The sequence below is a fragment of the Paenibacillus crassostreae genome (assembly GCF_001857945.1).
In the GTDB taxonomy this organism is placed as follows: domain Bacteria; phylum Bacillota; class Bacilli; order Paenibacillales; family Paenibacillaceae; genus Paenibacillus_AQ; species Paenibacillus_AQ crassostreae.
Genome location: NZ_CP017770.1, coordinates 1,523,413 through 1,547,585, shown reverse-complemented (window position 1 = coordinate 1,547,585; position 24,173 = coordinate 1,523,413). Strand labels below are relative to the sequence as shown.

At 38.7% G+C, this 24,173-nt stretch carries 21 protein-coding genes; 18 read left to right on the top strand and 3 right to left on the bottom strand.

Going from position 1 to position 24,173, the window contains the following annotated elements:
• Positions 1–200: 200 nt before the first annotated feature.
• From thrS to LPB68_RS07355, 15 genes are all read left to right on the top strand, one after another.
• Entirely contained in the window at positions 201–2,141 is a 1,941-nt protein-coding gene (thrS, locus tag LPB68_RS07420) for a threonine--tRNA ligase (RefSeq protein WP_068654163.1), read from the top strand.
• 137 nt (positions 2,142–2,278) lie between these two features.
• The gene (locus LPB68_RS07415) at positions 2,279–3,049 is read left to right on the top strand and encodes a 3D domain-containing protein (protein ID WP_068654161.1); all 771 of its coding nucleotides are present in this window, start codon (positions 2,279–2,281) and stop codon (positions 3,047–3,049) included.
• A 133-nt stretch (positions 3,050–3,182) separates the two neighbouring features.
• On the top strand, positions 3,183–3,359 hold the full coding sequence (locus tag LPB68_RS23100; protein ID WP_198402096.1) for a hypothetical protein: 177 nt from the start codon (positions 3,183–3,185) through the stop codon (positions 3,357–3,359).
• Between the two features lie 353 nt (positions 3,360–3,712).
• Positions 3,713–4,717, top strand: coding sequence for a cell wall-active antibiotics response protein LiaF (gene liaF, locus LPB68_RS07410; RefSeq protein ID WP_232510120.1), 1,005 nt, complete (start codon positions 3,713–3,715; stop codon positions 4,715–4,717).
• A 4-nt stretch (positions 4,718–4,721) separates the two neighbouring features.
• A complete protein-coding gene (locus tag LPB68_RS07405; RefSeq protein WP_068654157.1) occupies positions 4,722–5,780 on the top strand; it encodes a sensor histidine kinase in 1,059 nt (352 codons plus the stop codon).
• 2 nt (positions 5,781–5,782) lie between these two features.
• Positions 5,783–6,439 carry a response regulator gene (locus LPB68_RS07400; RefSeq protein ID WP_068654155.1) on the top strand — a complete coding sequence of 219 codons (657 nt, stop codon included), beginning with the start codon at positions 5,783–5,785 and terminating at the stop codon, positions 6,437–6,439.
• 153 nt (positions 6,440–6,592) lie between these two features.
• A complete protein-coding gene (locus LPB68_RS07395; protein ID WP_068654153.1) occupies positions 6,593–8,215 on the top strand; it encodes a S1C family serine protease in 1,623 nt (540 codons plus the stop codon).
• A 149-nt stretch (positions 8,216–8,364) separates the two neighbouring features.
• The gene (locus tag LPB68_RS07390) at positions 8,365–9,054 is read left to right on the top strand and encodes a response regulator transcription factor (protein ID WP_068654151.1); all 690 of its coding nucleotides are present in this window, start codon (positions 8,365–8,367) and stop codon (positions 9,052–9,054) included.
• Position 9,055: 1 nt separating this feature from the next.
• Positions 9,056–10,528, top strand: a complete 1,473-nt coding sequence (locus LPB68_RS07385) for a sensor histidine kinase (protein WP_068654150.1) — start codon at positions 9,056–9,058, stop codon at positions 10,526–10,528.
• Between the two features lie 44 nt (positions 10,529–10,572).
• Positions 10,573–11,529, top strand: a complete 957-nt coding sequence (locus LPB68_RS07380; protein WP_068654148.1) for a 4-hydroxy-3-methylbut-2-enyl diphosphate reductase — start codon at positions 10,573–10,575, stop codon at positions 11,527–11,529.
• A gap of 293 nt (positions 11,530–11,822) precedes the next feature.
• Positions 11,823–12,881 (top strand): 3-deoxy-7-phosphoheptulonate synthase, encoded by a 1,059-nt coding sequence (aroF, locus tag LPB68_RS07375; protein ID WP_068654146.1) that lies wholly within the window; start codon positions 11,823–11,825, stop codon positions 12,879–12,881.
• Positions 12,882–13,135: 254 nt separating this feature from the next.
• Positions 13,136–14,560 carry a type I glutamate--ammonia ligase gene (glnA, locus tag LPB68_RS07370; protein ID WP_068654144.1) on the top strand — a complete coding sequence of 475 codons (1,425 nt, stop codon included), beginning with the start codon at positions 13,136–13,138 and terminating at the stop codon, positions 14,558–14,560.
• Between the two features lie 276 nt (positions 14,561–14,836).
• Positions 14,837–15,925, top strand: a complete 1,089-nt coding sequence (serC, locus tag LPB68_RS07365; RefSeq protein WP_068654142.1) for a 3-phosphoserine/phosphohydroxythreonine transaminase — start codon at positions 14,837–14,839, stop codon at positions 15,923–15,925.
• A gap of 121 nt (positions 15,926–16,046) precedes the next feature.
• Positions 16,047–16,511 (top strand): tRNA (uridine(34)/cytosine(34)/5-carboxymethylaminomethyluridine(34)-2'-O)-methyltransferase TrmL, encoded by a 465-nt coding sequence (trmL, locus tag LPB68_RS07360; RefSeq protein WP_068654140.1) that lies wholly within the window; start codon positions 16,047–16,049, stop codon positions 16,509–16,511.
• A gap of 148 nt (positions 16,512–16,659) precedes the next feature.
• Complete coding sequence (locus LPB68_RS07355) at positions 16,660–16,905, top strand: AbrB/MazE/SpoVT family DNA-binding domain-containing protein (protein ID WP_068654138.1); 246 nt, start codon at positions 16,660–16,662, stop codon at positions 16,903–16,905.
• 344 nt (positions 16,906–17,249) lie between these two features.
• On the opposite strand, the gene LPB68_RS07350 is transcribed toward LPB68_RS07355, so the two are convergent.
• Both LPB68_RS07350 and LPB68_RS07345 read right to left on the bottom strand, forming a co-directional pair.
• On the bottom strand, positions 17,250–18,317 hold the full coding sequence (locus LPB68_RS07350; protein ID WP_068654136.1) for a phosphodiester glycosidase family protein: 1,068 nt from the start codon (positions 18,315–18,317) through the stop codon (positions 17,250–17,252).
• Positions 18,314–18,721, bottom strand: a complete 408-nt coding sequence (locus tag LPB68_RS07345) for a hypothetical protein (protein ID WP_068654256.1) — start codon at positions 18,719–18,721, stop codon at positions 18,314–18,316. Before LPB68_RS07345 ends, LPB68_RS07350 begins: the two co-directional genes overlap by 4 nt.
• 185 nt (positions 18,722–18,906) lie before the next feature.
• On the opposite strand from LPB68_RS07345, the gene LPB68_RS07340 reads away from it, so the two are divergent.
• Positions 18,907–20,136: an aminotransferase-like domain-containing protein gene (locus LPB68_RS07340; RefSeq protein ID WP_068654133.1), complete on the top strand. Its 1,230-nt coding sequence runs from the start codon at positions 18,907–18,909 to the stop codon at positions 20,134–20,136.
• Here LPB68_RS07340 and LPB68_RS07335 read toward each other — a convergent pair.
• Positions 20,133–20,849 carry a DUF2161 family putative PD-(D/E)XK-type phosphodiesterase gene (locus LPB68_RS07335; protein ID WP_068654130.1) on the bottom strand — a complete coding sequence of 239 codons (717 nt, stop codon included), beginning with the start codon at positions 20,847–20,849 and terminating at the stop codon, positions 20,133–20,135. The genes LPB68_RS07340 and LPB68_RS07335 overlap by 4 nt on opposite strands.
• A 218-nt stretch (positions 20,850–21,067) precedes the next feature.
• On the opposite strand from LPB68_RS07335, the gene LPB68_RS07330 reads away from it, so the two are divergent.
• Both LPB68_RS07330 and LPB68_RS07325 read left to right on the top strand, forming a co-directional pair.
• Positions 21,068–22,963, top strand: coding sequence for a PrkA family serine protein kinase (locus LPB68_RS07330; protein ID WP_068654128.1), 1,896 nt, complete (start codon positions 21,068–21,070; stop codon positions 22,961–22,963).
• Between the two features lie 163 nt (positions 22,964–23,126).
• A complete protein-coding gene (locus LPB68_RS07325; RefSeq protein WP_068654126.1) occupies positions 23,127–24,134 on the top strand; it encodes a LacI family DNA-binding transcriptional regulator in 1,008 nt (335 codons plus the stop codon).
• Positions 24,135–24,173 lie beyond the last annotated feature (39 nt).

Here is a 24,173-nt window from a genome sequence, read left to right as displayed (position 1 = left end):
GTTGTCTTTTTTTAAAATATAAGAAAGTATAAGTTTCACTTGAATCAATTTCATAATCGCCGATGGACCTAAATCGGGTTGCGTAATTATGAAATTGATTCTTCATACTTTCTTATATTTCGGCAGAGACGGATACCGTCCTTTAAAAGGACGGCGTAGCCGTTTCAGCTTAGTATAGAAAGAACTTAGGAGGAATTGACATGGCAGTAAGTATTAAATTACCAGATGGATCGGTTCGTGAGTATGCAGGAGGTAGTAATATTGAGGACGTTGCGGCATCGATCAGTAGTGGACTAAAGAAAAATGCTGTTGCAGGAAAACAAAACGGGATTGTCGTGGATTTATCTACTGAGTTACAAGAAGGAGCACTTATTGAAATTGTAACGCTAGATTCACAAGAGGGTATTGAAGTTATGCGTCATAGCACAGCACATGTTATGGCACAAGCAGTGAAGCGTTTGTTCGGTAATAAAGAGGTGAAGCTAGGAATTGGGCCTGTCATTGAAGATGGATTCTACTATGATATGGATTTAGAACATCCTCTAAATCCAGAAGATTTACAAAAGATTGAAAAAGAAATGGAACGTATCATTGGAGAGAATTTACCGATTACTCGTAGAGAAGTCAGTCGTGAAGAAGCGTTAAAGATTTTTGGAGAACTTGGTGACCCATATAAACTGGAGTTAATCAACAATCTGCCAGAAGATAGTATCATTTCGATGTATGATCAAGGTGAATTTTTCGATCTTTGTCGTGGGCCGCATCTTCCTTCTACTGGTAAGATCAAAGTCTTTAAATTAATGAATGTTGCTGGTGCATACTGGCGTGGTGACAGTAAGAACAAGATGCTACAACGAATCTACGGAACTGTGTTTCCTAAAAAAGCGCAATTGGACGAGTATTTACATTTCCTAGAGGAAGCGAAAAAACGCGACCATCGTAAATTAGGAAAAGAATTAAAGATCTTTACGTTCTCTTCTTTAGTAGGTCAAGGACTTCCAATGTGGTTGCCAAAAGGTGCTAAATTGCGTCGGACGCTAGAACGTTATATCGTTGATATGGAAGAAAGTCTAGGATATCAACATGTATATACTCCTGTATTAGGTAATGTTGAGCTATATAAAACTTCAGGACATTGGGAGCATTACCAAGAGGATATGTTCCCGAAAATGGAGCTGGATAACGAAGAATTGGTACTTCGTCCAATGAACTGCCCGCATCATATGATGGTGTATAAGAGTGATATGCGAAGCTATCGGGATCTTCCAATACGGATTGCGGAACTCGGAACACAACATCGTTATGAAATGTCCGGTGCATTAACAGGGTTACATCGTGTTCGTTCGATGACATTGAATGACGCCCACATCTTCTGTCGTCCAGATCAGATCAAAGAAGAATTCAAACGTGTAGTTACTCTGATCAAAAAGGTGTATGAAGATTTCGGAATCAAGGAATATCGCTTCAGACTTTCTTATAGAGACCCTCAAGATACTGAGAAGTATTGGCCAGATGATGCCATGTGGGAAAATACACAACGTATTCTTCGAGAAGTTGTTGAAGAAATGGGACTTCCATTCTTTGAAGCTATAGGGGAAGCAGCGTTCTATGGTCCTAAGTTGGATGTACAAGTGAAGACAGCATTAGGTAAGGAAGAAACACTGTCTACTACACAAATTGATGTTCTATTGCCAGAACGTTTTGAACTAGAATATGTTGGAGATGATGGACAGAAACATCGTCCAGTCGTGATCCATCGTGGAATACTTGGAACTATGGAACGTATGACTGCATTCTTGCTAGAGAACTTTGCTGGATCATTACCACTTTGGTTGTCTCCAGTACAAGTGAAGGTTATTCCAGTATCCGGCACTTTTGAAGGTTATGCGAATGAAGTCGTAGATAAGCTTAAACTTAGCGGCATTTCGGTAGAAGCTGACTTGCGTAATGAAAAATTGGGATATAAAATTCGCGAAAGCCAATTGGAGAAAATCCCCTATATGTTTGTCGTAGGTGAAAATGAAATGACTAGTGGTACAGTTTCAATCCGTAAACGTGGAGAAGGAGACTTAGGTGCAATGTCTCTTGATGAAGTTATTTCCATGTTGAAAAACGAAATTGTAAACCATGTTATTTCATAATCTAAACTAACTAAAATTCATATATAATCCTCTGTATTTAATGGATTGCTAAGCCAAGCCTGTGAAGACTTAACAATCCAACATGTATATAACTTGGTTTATGTGGGAACTCTCGATAGTAAGGGGGAGATTTGTACATGAACCAAGTTAAAACGTGGCAGAGGATTTTATTATGCATTTTTATAATAAGTGTAATGGTTGGGGATCATAAAATTTATGCTGCTATGAGTTATGAAGAGTGTTATGATGTCGGCATTCCAACAGGGGCATGCTATCAACAACAGTTATATTATGCTTATGAAACGATAAGTAGTGATTCAGAACAAGACATTCAAATGGAAACTAATAAGATGAAGAACCTAATGATAAAGATGCAAGTTAATAGTCCAAAGAACAACACGTTAAAGATCAATAAAACCAAGAGTAAGGTGAATAAATCAACACAAGATAAGTCTGTAGCTGTATCCGCTCCTAATCAAGATCAAGTTATTCGTACGGTCAAAGTGGTGGCGACAGGTTACACGGCTGGGTATGAATCAACAGGTAAAAATCCTAACCATCCACAATATGGAATCACTTATTCTGGAGTTAAGGTGCAACGTAATAAAAATAAGGTGTCAACCATTGCTGCTGATCTTAAGGTGTTTCCACTTGGGAGTATTCTATATATACCAGGCTACGGATACGGTATTGTTGCTGATACTGGTTCGGCCATTAAAGGACATAAAATTGATTTATATTTCAAGACAACGAAGCAGGTATATAAAGAGTGGGGTAAAAAAGACGTAGAAGTACAAGTAATCAAACGTGGAACTGGAAAATGTACGGAGAAGATGTTACAGAGACTTGGAACAGCTATTGAGACATATAAATCATTACCATCTTTTGTGATAGAAGAAGCAATTTAATTGAATTGGGTTCGCGATAGATCAGAAAGCTCCTGTATAAATTTTCGAGTACGAGACATACTATGTTCGGGAAAAGATGTAACCCCAATGAAAATGTGTTGTACGACGTAGATTATGAGGAGGTGAACATCTCGTGCCGAAATTTAACAAAAAACCTAATAAAGTTCAAGAAAACTACAAAACACCGAATGAAAAGTTTAATGCTGAATTTGCTGAGGAAACTGGCCAAATTAAAAAGCCAAATAAAGTTCAAGAAAATTTTAAAACACCGAACGAAAAGTTTAATGCTGAATTTGATCAAAAAAATTAATGGCTATCAGATAAAACTCACGTAATAATTTTTAAGGAAATGCCCCACCAAGATAAGCGGTGTGGGCATTTTTTTTGAAAATATAAGGAAGTATAAGTTTCACTTGAATCAATTTCATAATCGCCGATGGACCTAAATCGGGTTGCGTAATTATGAAATTGAGTCTTCATATTCTATACCTTATATTTCGGCAGAAACGGATACCGTCCTACAAAAGGACGGTGTAGCCGGTTCAGCTTGTTTCGGATCTTATCCGTCTCTAGACCGAGTTAACATCATTCTAAGGAATGTTTCCGAATGATTAAGTCTGATGTACACTTAGGATAACTAAAACAGATAAAGGGGATATGAATATGAAAAAAGGATGGATTGATCGGTTCTTTGGCGGGTTAGTGCTTATCGGAATAGGCGTGGTATTTCTTCTCCAACAGATGGATTGGATCGATATTAGTATTGGATCCATTATTTCAACGTATTGGCCGCTCATATTAATTTACGCTGGTCTAAAGAATATAATGACGTTAAATGAGAAGGGTAGCTCTTTAGTAGGTGGATTTATACTTCTTGCTATTGGGGGGTATTTCCAATCACGTGAATTAGATTTGATCAGTGTAACACCAGGTGACTTTTTCAAGTTCCTTATTCCCATATTTTTGATCGTAGGTGGTTTAGTTGTTATATTTAAACCGCAGCATAAACGTTCTCATTCGGATAACAGAATGAATTCTCCTATTACACCGGTAGAACATCCACCTGAACCTTCGGAGTTACCAAGCTTACATCATTTATCTGATCTACCGGATGGAGAGTCTCAATCGACTTTAGATAAGCAATTTGAGGAGAAGTTCGGTATGCATTTTGACGATAAGATAAGTAGCAATTCAGAAGATACTAAAGGTTATACTAATCATGAGAGACATCATGATAATGATGACAGAAAAAAAAGATATAAATTCAATGAGAATCATGGGGAAGGTAAGAAGATTAACAAGTCTATATTTATCGGTGATATTCACATGGGGCGCGACTATTTCGAATTGAAGCCTACAAATATATCGCAATTCATTGGAGATACTGTCCTAGATCTAACGAAAGCACAAATTCCATATGGCAAGACAACGATTAATATTTCAGCTTTTATTGGCGATATCAAGATTTATGTCCCAGATGATATGGACTTAGGGATCAAAGTTAGTGCTAACTCCTTCATTGGTGATATGACTATATTATCCGAATCTAAAAGTGGCTTTATAAGCACTGTTTCATCCTCAACTCCGTACTATAAGGACGCTCAAAAGAGGATTAATATCAATATCAGTGCTTTTATAGGCGATATTAAAGTGAATACGGTAGCATAAGCCTATGATGAAATTATTGAAGAATACGAAATGGTTACTGTTGTTGTACTTCTTGTTAAGTGGAGTAGTGATGGCTGGAATAATCTATGTCGGTAGTTATTTGGGATTTATCGAAATAAAAAATAATGTCATGTGGGTCTATTATTCATTAGGTATTATCACATTTACAGTCGTCATAGGATATATGGCGGGACAACGTGTTCAACGCGGAATTGATACACTAGACTTTAATATGTTGCAGGTGGCAAAAGGGAATTTGTCAGTACGGATGCCCGTGCCAGAGGATCAGTCCTTTGCACGGGTATATTATGAATTCAATACAATGATGGATGCCTTAGAGAAAAAAATGAAATTACTGCAACGATTAGGCGTACAAGAGGTAATAGAGAAAGAAAAGGCTGCTGAGAATGCTGTTATTGAAGAGCGGCGTAGAATGGCAAGGGATCTCCATGATACAGTTAGTCAACAATTATTTGCTATACATATGTCTGCCTCCGCTCTACCAAAAGTACTGATTCAGAATGAAGAGCAAGGGCTGCTTGTTCTGGATCAACTTATTGAAATGTCTCATATGGCACAGAAACAAATGCGTGCACTAATTGCGCAGCTCCGCCCTGTTGAACTTGAAGGGAAAAGTCTAGCTGAAGCATTAGAGAAGTGGTTTCCTGATTATTGCCGACAGAATGGACTTAAGGGAATGAAAGAGCTTGATATACAAGGGAACATACCAGAGGCTATCGAACATCAATTATTTCTAATCATTCAAGAAGCCATGGCTAATATTGTGAAGCATGCACATGCGGAATTCATTAGTTTGTCTCTGCGTGAAGGTGATCATCAGGTCGTTCTAAGTCTTAGCGATGATGGTCAGGGTTTCAACGGAGGTGTCCAGAAGCAAGGATCATACGGTTTGATAACGATGCGTGAACGAGCGGAGAAATTAGGCGGGCAAGTTGAGATCATTAGTAAGGAAGGTGCAGGAACAACGATTCGGGTACATATTCCTAAATTCACGCCAGGTGAGAACGAAATTAATGAATCAACTTTTAAGGGGAGTATGTAAATATGGGGGATAAAATAAGAATATTACTTGTTGATGATCATGATATGGTACGAATGGGTCTGAAGACATATCTGATGTTAGAATCAAAATTCGAAGTCATTGGTGAAGCAAGGGATGGTCAAGAGGTTACAGGCATGCTGAAAAATGAGTTGGCGGAAAATCTTCCTGATTTAATATTAATGGATTTAATGATGCCTATTATGAATGGAGCCGAGACAACCAAAGCAGTCATGAAAGAATATCCTAATATGAAAATAGTGATATTAACTAGTTTCCTAGAAGATCACCTAGTGGTAGATGCTATTGAGGCTGGAGCGGTGAGTTATGTTCTAAAAACAGTATCAGCAGAGGAACTCATATATGCATTAATAGGAGCGTGTAGAGGCATGCCAGTTATGACAGGGGATGTCTCTCAAGCGCTATCTAGAGGGATTCGTCAACGTACGGTTGAGACTGATTCCTCTGGTCTTACAGAACGTGAGAAAGAGGTCCTTCTCTTAATTGCTGAAGGTAAAAGTAATAAGGACATTGGAGAGGAACTGCATATCAGTATTAAGACAGTAAAGACACATGTTAGTAATCTACTCATGAAATGCGAATTGGACGATCGTACTCAATTAGCAATTTATGCTCATCGAAAAGGGTTGGTAAAGAAGTAATATAGTGTCGATGTTGATCCGAATATGTTTTATCTCTCTTTAAATTGTTTTTAATGTGACTTTAAGGTTGATGGTGCATGATAAGAACAGTTAATAGATCAACGGATATCCCACTTACAACAGTAAGCTAAGGGAAATGGGAGGTAATAGAACATGGATGAACGCGATAATAAATTTGGACAGTTAGACAGTGAGTTGGATCGGGAAATGGCAAAAGGTAAAGAAACTACAGATCCAGAAACAGGTTCTTCATATTATTATTCCTACGGACCATTTCAATCCATAAATAAAGATAGCATGATGAAGAGCGAAATAAGTTCTTATGACGGCGGTTCTAGAGAAGATGTAGAAGTTACGCCTCCGCAGCCGCTGCGTACTTTGCCTACGGTGAACGAATTTAATTCATCACGCTCTGACCATAGTGGCGGGAATAGCAATAATAGTTCTGGTGGAAATGGGAACTGGCAGTTCAATCAAAAACCAAAAAGTTCTGTTAAAACGATATTGGTTTCATTCTTAGCAGGTATGGTTGTGATCTCGTCTTTAATGTTTACAGCGGATCGGATGAACTTATTCACACCGGATACACCATTAGCAGCAGTTGCTCCGGTAGAATCGAATGCGGTAGCAACCTCAAACAATAACTCGGAGTCGTCTAATGCTACAACGACATTGTTACCTTTAACGAATCAAGGAGATGTATCGACAGTATATAAAGTTGCAAGCCCGGCAGTTGTGAAGATTGCAACTTTTGTTAAATCAGGAAGTGTTACACAGACTAATCCATATTCAAGTGATCCATTCTCTTATTTCTTCGGTGACCAATTTGGTGGGAGTAGCAGAAATAATGGGGATGGCTCATCCACAGACTCTCAGTCTCAAACAGATGAAGATCAACTAGTTGCTTATGGTATTGGTTCAGGATTTATTTACGATGAAGCAGGTTATATTCTAACAAATCAACATGTTATCAATAGTGCAGATGTGATACAAGTAACTCTAGAAGGCAATAGCAAGCCATATGAGGCTAAATTGCTAGGATCTAGTGAAGATCTTGACTTAGCTGTGCTGAAGATAGAAGGAGATACGAGCTTCCCTATCCTTCCATTAGGAGATTCGGATGCTGCTACTGTTGGAGAAGAAGTTGTGGCTATCGGTAATCCACAGGGATTTGACCATACGGTTACTTCAGGTGTGCTTAGTGCAAAAGAACGTAGCATTGATATAGCTGCTGAAGATGGAAGTGGTACTAATACGTATAAGCATTTACTTCAAACCGATGCTTCGATTAATTCCGGTAATTCTGGTGGACCGCTTCTAAATCTAAATGGCGAAGTTATTGGTATGAATGTGGCGGTTAGTGCTGATGCTCAAGGAATTGGTTTTGCGATTCCAACGAGTGTTATTAAAGAAGTAGTAGAACAACTTGAGAGTAATCAAGAGATTCCGAAAGAACCCATTCCTTTTATTGGAGCATCTTTAATTACAATGACTGATGAAGTAGCCAATCAAATGGGTACAGATTTAAAAGAAGGATCGTTAGTTGCAGAGGTTATCTATAAATCACCAGCATACCTAGCGGATATTCGTCCATATGATATTATCGCTGGAATCAATGGTACTGATTATGTTGCAAGCCAGGATCTAATCGATTTCATTCAGACACAGGAAATAAACACTGAAATTACACTTAACATTGTTAGGGATGGTAAAGCTATGGATCTCCCAGTTACAATTGGGAATCGTAATGATTTCGAAACATCCTCAAACCAGTAACACAATAGATGACGAATAGCGGAAGGGATACTATCCTTCCGCTATTTATATATGATTGGATAGCAAGATAGGTTGTGTTTGGTTACAATAAACAGATAGCGACCATAATCAATGCATAACGCTTCATCAAAGATAAAGGGGTTGTATCTATGCGTTCGACGATTTTACTGATTGACGATGATGAGAAAATTATATCTATGTTGCGTAGAGGGTTGGCTTTTGAAGGTTATGATGTCATGACAGCTTCCAACGGTGCAGAAGGGTTGAATACGCTGTTGAATAGTGAACCGGACCTGGTCGTGTTGGATGTCATGATGCCGAAGATAGATGGATTTGAAGTGTGTAGACGACTTCGTGAAGGAGGGAGTCAGGTTCCGATCTTGATGCTGACTGCAAAAGATGAGATCGAGCATCGAGTTAAGGGGTTAGATCTTGGAGCAGATGACTATTTAGTTAAACCATTTGCACTAGAAGAACTTCTTGCCCGTGTACGTGCACTACTTCGTCGGAAACCAGAACATAACGAAGCAGGAGAGCCGAAACTGAGTTATGAAGATATTATTTTAGATATGGATGCAAGAGAGGTGCTTCGCTCAGGTGTTCGGTTGGAATTAACAGCTAAGGAATTTGAATTATTGAACTTATTCATGCAGAATCCGAAGCGGGTGTTATCTCGCGATTTGATTATGGATAAGATATGGGGTTACGACTACAGTGGGGAATCTAATGTATTAGAAGTATATGTGGCAATGCTTCGTCAAAAAATGGAGGAACATGGAGGGAAACGGCTTATTCAAACCATTCGAGGAGCCGGTTACATTCTAAGAGGAGATACATAATATGTCCATTCGATTTCGACTTACTGCATGGTATTCCGTCATTTTAGCTGTGACGTTAATTATATTTGGTTCGGCCATTTATACTATTGTTTATATAAATATGTACGATGAAGTGGAAAAACGAATTCATCAGCAACGTCAACGTATTGATATTGATCCATACATTATTAACGTTGATTTGAATAAAGGAACATTTGATTTCACGTTTAAAACACCAACGCCTAGTAACTTTCAACAAAATCCGATTGTTGCACAGATCTACGATTATACTAAAGGGGTGATTATACCCGATCAAAACTTACAAGGATTAGGTATGGAGATTCCTATTCCTTCAGTTGATTCAAGTGGATTAAAGAAAAGGATGAGCCATGTTCAAATTGAAGGTAAACCTTTTCTAGTCTATCAGGAGCCACTTACAGTTGAAGGAGGCACGATTATTGGTCTTCTTCAAATCGCTGCATATACTGGCTCTGAACAGAATTTATTTGATAATCTGCAAAATATACTTGTTACAGGGTCAGCTATCATGATTCTAATTGCTTCGAGTTTTGGATTATTCCTTGCTCATAAATCGATTCGACCTATCGGTAAAGTGATTGAAGCTGCTAACCAAATACAAAAAGGTGCAGATCTTAGTTTACGTATCGAATATAATGGTCCGCAGGATGAAATTGGTCAATTAATTGGTACGGTCAATGATATGTTAAGTCGGATGAATGGGTCTTATAAAGAATTAGAAGATGCCTATGCTGCCCAAAGAAGATTTGTTTCAGATGCTTCACACGAACTTAGAACACCACTTACGACCATCCGGGGGAATGTGGATTTTCTTCAGAAGATGTGGAGTAAAGAACCTGGGGAACAACCTAATATAGACGAAGAGGTATTGCAGGTGATGTCTAGCGAAGCGCTGAGTGACATTGCGGACGAAGCTAAACGAATGAGCCAACTGGTGCATGATATGTTATCATTGGCACGAGCAGATACGGGACAGACTTTTGATAAATCACCTGTTCCGCTTGAACCTTTAGTACAGGAAGTTGTACGACGCTCACAGTTTCTTCCACATCAGGCAGAGTGGATTGTAGGGAATCTATCTACACTGAATGGGGTTTATATTCTAGGCAATAAAGATTATTTACAACAGATGTTGTTTATATTCATTGAGAATGCGTTTAAATATACACCAGAAGGACAGGTGTCGCTTGATGCATTTCGTTATGAAGATCAAATTGGGATACGCATAGCTGATACGGGAATTGGGATGAACAAAGAAGATGTTCCGCTCATATTTGAACGATTCTATCGTGCTGATCAATCAAGAGGTGTAACTGAAGGGATCGGATTAGGGTTATCCATTGCAAAATGGATAATCGATGAAATGAATGGCTCCGTTGAAGTGGTTACGAGACTAGATGAGGGAACTACATTCATCATCTGGTTGCCGATGATCTTTCCTGTCCCTTTGGAATAGGGTATAATGAAGAAAAGTTATGCAGAAGAAATGAGGTAAGTAATATGGAAGTATTGAAGATCTCTCCTCGAGGATACTGTTATGGTGTCGTTGATGCCATGGTTCTGGCTCGCCAAGCAGCACAGAATTTAGATCTCCCTCGGCCTATATATATATTGGGTATGATTGTTCATAATAGCCATGTCACAACATCGTTTGAAGATGACGGAATAATCACACTTGATGGTACAAATAGACTTGATATATTGGATAAGATAGACAGTGGGACAGTCATATTCACTGCTCATGGTGTATCTCCAGAAGTGCGAAAGATTGCTAGAGATAAAGGATTAACCACGGTTGATGCTACTTGTCCAGATGTTACAAAGACACATGTTCTAATCGAGGAAAAGGTTAATGAGGGTTTTGAGGTGATATATATTGGCAAGGGTGGTCATCCTGAGCCAGAAGGCGCTATTGGTATAGCACCTGGGCACGTCCATCTCATTGAAAAAGAAGAAGAGATAGACAATCTACATTTAGATACAAAACGTATTGTGATCACGAATCAAACGACGATGAGCCAATGGGATATTAAACATATCATGAAAAAATTGCTAGAGAAGTTTCCTACGGCAGAAGTCCATAATGAGATTTGTTTCGCGACTCAAGTACGTCAGGAAGCTGTAGCAGAACAGGCTGGGCAGGCTGATCTTGTGATCGTTGTTGGAGATCCTAAGAGTAACAATTCGAATCGTCTGGCTCAAGTATCTGAAGAAATTGCTCATGTTAAAGCCTATCGTGTAGGTGATGTAACTGAAGTTAAGCGAGAATGGCTTGAAGGAATAACAAAAGTTGCAGTTACATCTGGTGCGTCCACACCTACTCCTATCACGAAGGAAGTTATCGCTTATTTGGAGCAATACGATCCTAATAATCCAGATACATGGGAAATTAAAAGAACGGTAAATTTAAAAAGACTGCTTCCAAATGTCAAAGCAAAAAGTGGTTCTACCACCTAAAGTATAGAGTAATAGCTATGAATAAAGGAGTTATTCTAAAAGGGCTAGAGAGCCACTTTAGAATGGCTCCTTCTTTCAAAATATAAGAAAGTATAAGTTTCACTTGATCCTCTATATCTGCTTGTTCATGTGAATATGATCCAATGATACCGGGTTAACTACTAAATAGTCTTGACTAATGAGAGGATAATGAGGTATATTTACTTTAGTGATTAAAAGCATAACAGCATAAAAGCGAACAAGCGTTGAAGCAAGTGAGTGATGTTTTTATAAGTGAAAGGATGGTATAAATAATGATCGTAATAACTTCAAATGTAACTCCTGATGGACAAATTCAAGAAATTGTGAAAATAATTGAGAAAGAGGGCCTGCAAGCCCATGTGTCTAAGGGGGCAGATCGTACTGTCATTGGTCTTATTGGTAGTGTTGATCCTAAACTTGCTGAGCATTTACGCCAAATGAAGGGTGTAGAGAATGTCGTTAAAATTTCAAAATCATACAAATTAGCTAGTCGGGATTTCCACCCAGAAGATACTATTATTGATATCAATGGTGTAAAGATTGGTGGGAAAGAGATTGTTATTATGGGTGGACCTTGTGCTGTAGAATCAGCAGAACAGATTGATGAAATTGCTGCGCTAGTTAAAGCTGCTGGAGGTCAGGTGCTAAGAGGTGGGGCCTTTAAACCACGTACTGGGCCATATAGTTTTCAAGGTGTTGGTGTAGAAGGTCTGATTATGATGCAAGAAGCTGGGAAGAAACATGGTTTGTTAACAATAACTGAAGTGATGACACCGGAATATGTTGATGTATGTGCTGAATATGCTGATATTCTACAAATCGGAACTAGGAATATGCAGAACTTCGACTTACTTCGTAAACTAGGAACTTGTGGAAAGCCAGTTCTTCTAAAACGTGGATTCAGTGCTACTTATGATGAATTACTAAATGCTGCGGAGTATATCCTTGCAGGAGGGAATCCAAATGTCATGCTTTGCGAACGAGGCATTAGAACATTCGAATCTTATACACGAAACACCCTCGATTTAGCTGCTATACCTGTATTACAACAATTAAGTCATCTTCCTGTTATATCTGATCCAAGTCATGGTACAGGACGACGTGAGTTGGTAGAACCTATGTGTAAGGCATCCATCGCTGCAGGAGCTAATGGCCTAATCGTAGAAATGCATACTGATCCGGATAATTCAATGACTGGTGATGGTGTACAATCGTTATTCCCTGATCAATTTGCAGTTTTACTAAAAGACTTAGAAAAATTGGCACCACTGGTAGGTAGAACATTTAATACTGCGAAAGAACCTGCTGAATTTTTCCCTGCAAGAAAATAACGGAATAAAATTATATCTATAGTATTCTCAGCCTAGTTAACTGGTCGTAACTGATCGATTACTAGGTTTTTTGTTGCTATATTAGTAACATTTACTTTTTTAATGTCATATAATCTAACATAAATAAATAAAATACCTTACATTAGTATTGACGATGAAAAAGTTACGATTTATAATTACGTTAGAAAATAAAAGATCATGAACATTCTTGATCAATAAGCGGGTTAATGTTCGGAATTTGGGAGGAAAATGACATGTCAGTTGAAAAAGTGTTGAAAAGTATTAAGGAAAACAGAATTGAATGGGTAGATTTTCGTTTTGTAGATATAGCAGGACGTGCTCATCACATTTCTTTACCAGCTACAGAAGTAGATGATGAAACATTTGTAAACGGGGTAGCGTTTGATGGTTCTTCCATATCAGGGTTTCGAGGTATTGAGGAGTCAGATATGGTTATGATGCCGGATACGGAGTCAGTGTATATCGATCCATTTACAGCACACCCAACTCTGAATATTATGTGTAACATTTATACACCGGATGGTGAGCGTTATGAGCGTGATCCACGTAGTATCGCTGCGAAGGCAGAAGAATTTCTACAACAAAGTGGTGTAGGAACAGCTGCATTCTTCGCACCAGAATCTGAATTTTTCATTTTTGATGATGTACGTTATGAAAGTGGCATGAATAGTTCTTCTTTCTTTGTTGATTCGGAAGAGGCTGCATGGAATACGAATCGTAAAGAAGAAGGTGGAAACTTAGGATTTAAAGTTGGAGTGAAAGGTGGCTATGTTCCTGTTGCTCCTGTAGATACACAACAAGACATTCGTAGTGAAATGTGTCGTTTACTAGCAGAAGCGGGATTACGTATAGAACGCCATCACCATGAAGTGGCAACGGCAGGTCAAGCCGAGATCAATTTCCGATTTGATACTCTTAAGAAAACAGCTGATAACCTGTTAGTGTATAAATATATTGTGCATAATACAGCTCGCCAGTACGGAAAAGTTGCAACATTTATGCCAAAACCTATTTTTGGTGATAACGGTAGCGGAATGCATGTTCACCAATCAATTTTCAATGGTGATACACCCCTATTCTATGAAAAAGGGGCATATGCTAACCTAAGTGAAATGGCGTTGCATTACATTGGCGGAATACTATACCATGCGCCAGCGTTGATTGCATTAACGAATCCATCGACTAACTCCTTTAAACGTCTTGTTCCTGGTTATGAAGCCCCAGTAAACCTTGTATACTCTAAAGGAAACCGTTCAGCAGCAGTACGTATTCCAGTAGCAGCTGTAACGCCTAAAGGCTGTCGTATCGAGTTCCGTACACCAGATTCTACTGCTAACCCTTATCTAGCCTTCTCAGCGATGCTGATGGCAGGTCTTGATGGTATCAAGAGAAAGATTGATCCTAATGCATTAGGTTATGGACCAATGGATACAAATATCTATGAATTGTCCGATGAAGACAAATCGAAGATCCGCAGTGTTCCAGGTAACTTGGATGAAGCACTGGATGCTTTAGAAGCAGATTTCGAATTCCTGTTAGATGGTGATGTATTTACTAAGGATTTCATTGATAATTTCATCGATTTGAAACGTGCTGAAGCTAAGTCAGTTGCTATAAGAGTTCATCCACATGAATATGGATTATACTTCGACTGCTAAAATATTCTATTATGCAGCAATAATATAAATTTTTATCCTTCGGGTGAAATCCCCGAAGGTTTTTCTTTTATTGCGAATTATAGCTAGAAAGTAGAGTGACATAATTCAATTTTTCACGGTGTCGCTTTAATCCGATAAATAATTATGTGTGGACCAATAAATAAATTTGATGTTCCGTTTATGTTAGTTCGTAATAATCGTACTTGCTGGTGTGTTGGAATACTGCTATCATAACGTTATTATAATTAGTATATAGAGAAGGGATGGGGAGTATTAATGAGTAAGAGAGCCTATAATTTTAATGCGGGACCTGCTGCCTTGCCGCTCGAAGTTTTAGAACGCGCACAAGCTGAATTTGTGGATTTTAGAGGTACAGGCATGTCTATTATGGAGATGTCACATCGAGGTAAAGTGTATGAAGAAGTACATAATGAAGCAGAAAGTCGTCTGTTATCGTTACTTGGTGATGTGAAAGGATATAAGGTACTATTCTTGCAAGGTGGTGCTAGCACTCAATTCGCTATGCTTCCTATGAATTTATTATCTCAAGGTAAGGTAGCAAGCTACGTGCACTCTGGTAGCTGGGCTGATAAAGCAATAAAAGAAGCTAAGTTGATCGGTGAAACACAAATCGTAGCTTCATCTGAGGCTAATAAATTCATGTCTATTCCAGATCTAAGCGGAATTCAATTGTCCGATCAATCGGCTTATTTACATGTGACTTCCAATGAAACGATTGAAGGAACACAATATCAAGTATATCCTGATACAGGGAATATTCCTTTGATTGCTGATATGTCGAGTGATATTCTTAGCCGTGAAATTGACCTGAACCAATTTGGACTTATCTATGCAGGCGCGCAGAAGAATTTAGGCCCTTCTGGAGTAACGATTGTTATTGCTCGTGAAGATCTAATATCTGAGTCACCTAAGAATATTCCAACTATGATGCGATATAATACACATCTATCAAACAACTCACTTTATAATACGCCTCCAGCTTTTTCAGTGTATATGGTAAATGAAGTTCTGAAATGGATTGGTGAGCAAGGATCGCTTGCAGGATTGGAGAAGATCAATCGTAAGAAAGCTCAGCTAATCTATGATACAATAGATAATAGCGGAGGATTTTATCGCGGACCTGTAGAAGCAGGAAGCCGTTCAATTATGAATGTTACTTTCCGTCTGACTAATGAAGAACTGGAGAAGCAGTTCATTAAAGAATCGGAACAGGAAGGTTTCATAGGGCTTAAAGGGCATCGTAGTGTGGGTGGTTTACGCGCCTCTATCTATAATGCAGTTCCTTATGAGAGCTGCAAAGCTCTAACTGACTTCATGTTACATTTCCAGAAAAGTAACGGGTAATCTTAGTCGATCAATTCTAGACTTCATGGTACTCTTTGCCCTCCGCCAGTGGTGGAGGGTTTTTGCTTGTATTAAAAATAGGTTATCATATTACTAATTAGATAAATGGAGGAAAATAATAATGGCATTTCATATCGTACTCGTAGAGCCGGAAATACCGGCTAATACAGGGAATATTTCTAGAACATGTGCTGCAACAGGCGCTCATCTACACTTGGTTCACCCATTAGGATTTCGTACTGATGATGCAGCTTTAAAGAGAGCAGGTTTAGATTATTGGCATGCTGTTCATATTGAACATCATGATTCTTTTGCAGAAGTTCAAGAGAAGTATGCAGGAAGCCGCTTCTTTTATGCTTCAACCAAAGCAACATTGAGATACAGTGACTTTGAATTTCAAGATGGGGACTTTTTCGTATTTGGTAAAGAGACGAAGGGGCTTCCACTTGAACTTCTTAATGCTAATCCGGATACATGCATGAGGTTGCCGATGGGGGATCAAGTTAGATCATTGAATCTTTCAAACACGGCGGCTATAGTCGTATATGAGGCATTGAGACAAGTCGACTTTGTGAACTTACAATAAATTTAACTAGATCAGCAGGATTCGACATAATTATATCGAACTATTAACTTAGACCTATTTATTTTGAGGGAGAAGTATGCTTTGAATATTTATCCGTCTTATTAATCGTTTTTTTATTATATTGTTGATAGGGGAGTGTAATCTCATTATGAAACCTGCTGGTGTGGTTCGTAAAGTGGATCAACTGGGGAGAATCGTATTACCTAAATCACTGAGAAAGAGATACCAGATGAATGAAGGGGACCCAGTAGAGATCTTAGTCCAAGGAGATCACATCATATTGGAAAGATATCGTCCGAAATGTGTGTTCTGTGGTTCGGTGGATGAAGTGACTCAATTTAAAGAGCGTTATATTTGTGAACAATGCCAGTCTGATATGACACAATTAATTTAGGCATAAACAAATATCAGGAAGCATCACGAGGGTATCGTGATGCTTCTTTGAGTGTTCAAAATATCATCATTGGAATATCATAATTTCTACAGTGTGGATCAATAAATGCAAAAAGGGATCCCTCAAAGTGAGGAATCCTGATAGCGTGGACTAACTTATAGGCCTTTAGTTCTATCATCATTATAAGATGATGTGAGGATGCCGGTTACGAATAGAACTAAAACTAATGTAACAATCCAAAAAGTTAATGAAAAAGACATCAATGACACCTCCTATAAAACTAAATAGCTATAATTATTATACCTAGTTATGATATAAAAATAAATGGGAGTCTCATTTATTTTTTATTTAAAAAATAAAAAATGGGTTGGTACGGAGCGGAGGGCTCCATCCGATGGTTTATTTATTACTCTTCCATTTAGGATTAATGAAGAAGATCCACCTCCATCTAGATTGTAAGCATTACGAACTCCCAATTGAAGTAATTTATTCTGAATTTCCTGCAATGTTGCACCTGAACCACCATTCTCATCATATCCGTCAATCACAAGAATCAATAATTGATCATCCTTATAATTACCTATGATAGTACGCGGTGCACGTTTTGGTGAAGTTTGCCATTTGATGGGGATAGGCATCTTTTGACCATTTTGGAGTAAAACAGGTACAAAGGTTGCGCCAAACTTAGGTTTTAGTTTATCAAGTTCCTTCTGATTATAGAACTTCCCACCAATAAGTTTACCATAAGAGTTCATACCTACAAATGCTAAATTCTTGTAGCTTGCTTCAAATCCGGTTAGGTATTGACCATTCAGCACAGTTGTACTAAGAGGATAACGCCTCTTCCGATCATCAGCATATCCTCCTGCATTAATACCAGCAATAGCACCCTTTCTTCTTACCGCCTGGAGCGTGGTCTCAGAGCCTCCAAGGGTATCCTTGCCCAAACTCATACTCATTGCACTTGGATCTTTCAGTTTCACTTTCATCGCATATCCACGATATACACCTGGGTTAACTTTGAAGAGTTCAATCGAAATACGGTCAGTCTTCACTGTCTCATAAGGTGTCCCAAGCTTGGAGATCACTCTCCGATTATATATATACTCTGGCATTTTTACTTGGGATTTCGTTGTAAGTACGATACTATTCGTCGTCTCAAGTGTCTTTTGATATAGCTCGGATGTTTGGTGAAGGGTTGTAAGTGTACTTTTGACGGTAGATTGGGCCTTCATTAACTGATCATTAATGTTGTTGGTTTGTGACTGCATAGATTCTATAGGTATATAAGGGCGTGTATCAAGCTTTAATTCTATGGGCTGGTACGATATCATAAGACATAATAGAATCCCGATAAAAGGTGCAGTTGCAAGTAAGAAAAAACGATTGACTTGTTTCACATGCAATCTCATTTGAGAAGGTCCATTTTCTTCTGCAGGTTAGTAAGTTGTTGTTTCACTTCATTCAACTGCGTATATAATTGGTTGCTATTATCAGTTTTATTAGTCGCATTATCTTTAGTAAACGTGAGTAATTCGTTAAAAGATTGCACTTTGCTGTTAAGTTCAGCCACTTGAGAAGATAATTCAGTGAATTTTTGTTCGTAGTCAGATTTCAATAAAGTCATCTGTTGTTGATTATCATGCTGGAGTTGCTGAAGCAAATCCTGTTTAAGCTCATTGCTATATTTATAGGCTGCGGCGATCCCTAGAGCAATGAGTAATATCCACGCAAATAAGAAAATTTTGACCGAACGCCCTCGTTTAGTTCTCGAAGATCTTTCATAAGGAATGGTTGAGTCTGTTGTAACTTGCATTTCATCACCTTCAATATCATCTAGTATTTTTCTAAGTCCCCATTCTATCATTACCCTATCATTTTCGCAAAAACTATCAAAATCAAGAAAAAAAGTCATGTACATCATTCTTGTCATAATTAGAGCTGCAAATGAATACCTATTAGGGCTGAAGTCTCAGTGAAAACTGCAAGGGGGGGTATTGCATGAAGTATTCTTTTGCTACCCGAGCGGAATGGATTATGGGTTCTCCGTTCAAGCATATTCGGCTGAATTCTCAACAAGCTTCATTTGTATCACTTGCTGAAGAATTACCAGCTTCTGATTTATTTCCTTTAGAAGCATTGCATACGGCTGCAACAACGGTCCTTTCAAGTCATCCGATGGCTCTACAATATGGCGATGCAGAAGGATTTATCCCCTTACGAGAATGGATTCGAGCAGAATGGAAACAACATAAACAAATGGAAATGAACATGAATCAAATTCTATTGACCACGGGGAGTCAACAAGCAATGGATTTGATTGCGCGAGTCTATGTGGACTTAGGTGATGCTGTTCTTGTAGAAAATCCAACATCACCAGGTTGCTTACAGATTCTAAGAATGCAAGGTGCGACGATTATCCCGGTTGAAGGGGATCAGGAGGGATTAAGACTTCAGTCATTAGATGAGTTAATTGAAAGGCATCATCCAAAACTTTTGTTTGTATCTCCTAATTTCTCCAATCCTACAGGAGTTCTGTGGAGTATGGATCGGAGAAAGCAGGTACTGGATTGTTGCCGGAGACATAAGGTATTAATTGTCGAAGATGATTCATATGGTGATTTGTATTTCGAAGATACAAGAACGGAGGGCCCCTTTAGTAGGAGGTATCCGACTTTGTGTGCATTGGATGAACATGGGAAAGGTGGACAAGTGTTATATATAGGATCATTCAGTAAAACGGTAGCTCCAGGACTTCGTATTGGGTTTGCTATGGGTCATCATCAATTAATAGAAGTGATGGGGGCGGCCAAGCAATTGGCGGATTGGCAATCAAGTAACTTGAACCAACGATTACTATATCAGTTGCTAGAATCAACAACCTTTGATTGGCATGAACATGTTGCCTTATTAAGACGTGAATATCGTATACGTTTACGGCTTATGGAAGAACTACTGAAACGCCCCGCATGGAGAAACGCACGATATCATCTACCCACTGGAGGCATGTTTCTATGGATACAATTACCAGGAGGGCTTCAAAGTGAATTATTACTAAAATCTTCGATTAGCAAAGGTGTCGCTTTCTGTCCAGGAACCCTGTGCTGTGTAGATAAAAAACTAGGAATGGAGGCTATTCGTCTGAATTTCACTCATCCAGGTCGAGATGAATTACTGCTAGGGATGCATTTAATAAGTGAAGCTGTAAATGAATTTACGGCTAGAAGTTAGTTTTGTTCAGTATCTATTACATTCTGATATTTAACTAAATCGCTCATACCAAGTGGAGTAAGAATATATCTACCTCGAGATACCCGCACAAACCATCCATAATAATTATGTTGCAAGATGGCGGAAGCATTGCCAATACCTGTAGTATTACGCAAAGAAAGGGGTGATAAGCCCTTTGAATCAGCATCACGTAAAGGTAAGGCGATTCTTAATGCCTTCTCACGATATGAAGTAATCAACTTGGTACGAGTACTGCCACCAACGTTATAATCACCACTACGTTCATGGAATTCATCGATTAGACGGGATTGACGTCGTTTATTTTTAGTGAGGGGTATCACTTGATCTGTAGGGAAGGTAAGTACTTCGACAAAGGGCTGTTTTGTCTTATAAAAGGTAATTGTAATAAGTCCGAGACCCAATCTACGACATAGCACAGATAACTCTCCCCAACGTTGATTGACAGCCCCGCGCTTGGCCCGGCTTCGTTCAACAGCTAAATAGACGTTTGAACTCATTTTAAGACGTTCCATTCCTTGCAATAATAGCGAGAGATTGAAGGTCTTTTTCATTTCTACAATTAATGGCTCAACTGCCCCTTCCTTTACACCGACCAGATCACACAGACGAACCTCCCCCTTAATGGTATATCCTTGCTGCTCAAAAAAAATCTTTAAAGGTTCATATAGTTCAGTTTCATATTGTACAGACATGTCGATGATCTCCTTGAATTGTTGTCTAATAGCTCATTAATAATGATCCATTATACCATCTTCGAAAAGACATACACTATATATTGAAAAAATAGGTCAACTAAAACCACTTTCTTGCATAGGTATGTAATACACTTTTTATTCGAGATAGGATAGACCTTGACACATATACAGCGATACCAAAACCTTTCATAACATAGTAATAGGAGGTACCAAACATGGATATTTTCGAACGTGTGGCAGCATATCGGGCAGAAAGTGATCAGTTAGAGTGGAGTGGCACATTCAAACAATATATTGAATTGCTAAGGGAAGATCCTACTCCAGCCATGACGGCTCATGCCCGTGTATACGAAATGATCGACTCATATGGAGCGGAAATACTAAACGGACGCAAACGGTATAAGTTCTTTGAACAGGAGATATTTGGATTAGATAGTGCGATTGAGAAACTAGTGGAGGAGTATTTCCATTCCTCGGCCAGAAGATTAGATGTACGGAAGCGAATCCTATTACTAATGGGTCCTGTCAGTGGAGGGAAATCAACCTTGGTAACACTCCTAAAGCGTGGTATGGAAAAATTCTCGAAGACAGATAAGGGTGCAGTGTATGCGATTGAAGGTTGCCCAATGCATGAAGAACCCCTACATCTAATCCCACTGGATTTGCGTCCAGAAGTAGAACAGGAATTAGGAGTACGGATAGAAGGGAGTTTATGTCCATCTTGCCAGATGAGATTGAAGACGGAGTTTGATGGAGATATAGAGAGAGTACGTGTACAACGTGTGTTGATTTCTGAAGAGGGACGTGTTGGAATAGGTACATTTAGTCCTTCAGACCCGAAATCGCAAGATATAGCGGACCTTACGGGGAGTATAGATTTCTCAACAATTACGGAATTTGGTTCAGAGTCTGATCCCCGAGCTTATCGTTTTGATGGAGAGTTGAATAAAGCTAATCGTGGTATCATGGAATTTCAAGAAATGCTTAAATGCGATGAAAAATTTCTGTGGAATTTGCTGTCATTGACACAAGAAGGAAATTTTAAGGCAGGGAGATTTGCGCTGATCTCGGCAGATGAAATGATCATTGCCCATACGAATGAATCAGAGTACAAGACATTTATCTCTAATAAGAAGAATGAAGCATTACAATCACGTATGATCGTCATGCCGGTTCCTTATAATTTGAGGGTATCAGAGGAAGAGAAAATATATGCAAAGTTGATTGGTCAAAGTGATATGAACCATATCCATATTGCTCCTCATGCGTTACGTGCTGCTGCTATTTTCTCGATCCTGACTCGATTGAAGGAGACGAAGAAACAAGGTATGGATCTTGTTAAAAAAATGCGGATGTACGATGGTCAGGAAGTTGAAGGGTATAAGGAAGCAGATCTCAGGGAAATGCAGACTGAGTTTTTAGATGAAGGAATGTCTGGTGTAGATCCACGTTATGTTATTAATCGCATTTCAAGTGCCTTAATTAAAGAGGAACTTCAGTGTATAAATGCACTGGATGTGTTACGAGCGATTAAGGATGGATTAGATCAACATGCCTCTATCACGAAGGAGGAACGTGAACGCTTCTTGAATTTCATTGCTATAGCTCGTAAAGAATACGATGAATTGGCCAAAAAGGAAATTCAAAAAGCATTTGTATATTCGTTTGAAGAATCCGCCAGAACATTATTTGAGAATTATCTCGATAACATAGAAGCTTTCTGTAATTGGTCGAAAATACGAGATCCATTAACGGATGAGGAAATGGATCCTGATGAAAGATTGATGCGTTCAATCGAAGAGCAGATTGGGGTATCAGAGAATGCCAAGAAGGCATTCCGTGAGGAGATTCTGATTCGAATATCCGCATATTCACGTAAAGGAAAGAAGTTCGAATACGATCATCATGATCGATTAAGAGAAGCCATTGAGAAGAAGCTATTCGTTGATTTGAAAGATATTGTTAAGATAACGACGTCCACGAAGACCCCTGATGGGAATCAGTTGAAACGGATTAATGAGGTGAGTAAGCGCCTTATTAATGATCATGGCTATTGCCCGACATGCGCCAATGAATTGCTGAAATATGTGGGAAGCTTGTTAAATCGTTAAAGATCAATCACAATAACTACAGTGCTGAATTGAATATCCTGTAATCTCCATGTTGGTGATACAGGGTATTCTTTTATATATATCACTACAGATTGATTTGAGTTATAATATATAAATAAATGAAAGATTGTAAAGATTTGATAGAGAGTAGGTTGAATAAGTAGTGGCTTCTATTCATGATGTCGCAAAAGAAGCGGGCGTTTCTATTGCAACCGTTTCCAAAGTGATTAACCATTATCCTGACGTTAGTGATAAAACTAGAAAAAAAGTAAAATTAGCTATTCAATTATTGAAATATCAACCCAATGTTGTTGCACGGGGATTAGTTAAAGGACGTTCATGGACTGTCGGAGTATTAATCAATGTTCCATTTACGAATCCATATGTAGCCGAACTCCTGGAAGGAATCAAGATTGCTCTCGAACATAGTGGGTACGATCTAATGCGTCTATCTACGCGGCTTGATGATCCAAGTTATTCTTTCATAGACCATTGTCAGAGTCGTAACTTAGATGGTGTTGTAGTGTTTGGTGTAGAATACAATCATCCTAGCTTAGAAGAACTTCTCCGATCAGAAATCCCAGCTATGTTCGTAGATACAGCATTAATTGGGAAACGGGCTGGATACATTACAACGGATAATGAGAAAGCAGTAGAGATAGCGGTGCAACATCTATATGATTTAGGACACCGTAGAATTGCATACATATCTGGTATATTGGGTCATGAAATTTCAGACAGTAGATTTAGTGGCTATAAAAAACAATTAGAACTATTAAATATTCCCTATGAACCTACTTACTTTAGATTATGTGATTATTCATTCGAAGGGGGAAGTCTTTCGATGGAGTCCTTGCTTTCGCTTCAGATTCCTCCTACAGGAGTTGTTTGTACTTCTGATATGGCAGCTTTTGGAGCGATCCATGAAATCGAAAAACAAGGAATAGCAGTTCCACAAGATATCTCTGTTATTGGATTTGATAACACATATTACGCTCAAGTATTTAAACCAGCGCTAACCACGATTAATCAGAATACACACAACATTGGGATTAGAGCGATTGAGAATCTGATTAAGATGATTGAGAAAACAAATACTCAACCCCCTGTTCTTACTGAGCCATCTAGTTTGGTTATTAGGCAGTCCACGGCTAGAGTGAAGGAAATGTAAATAGGAACACTATAAGATGGCCTAAGTTCTTAGGTAACT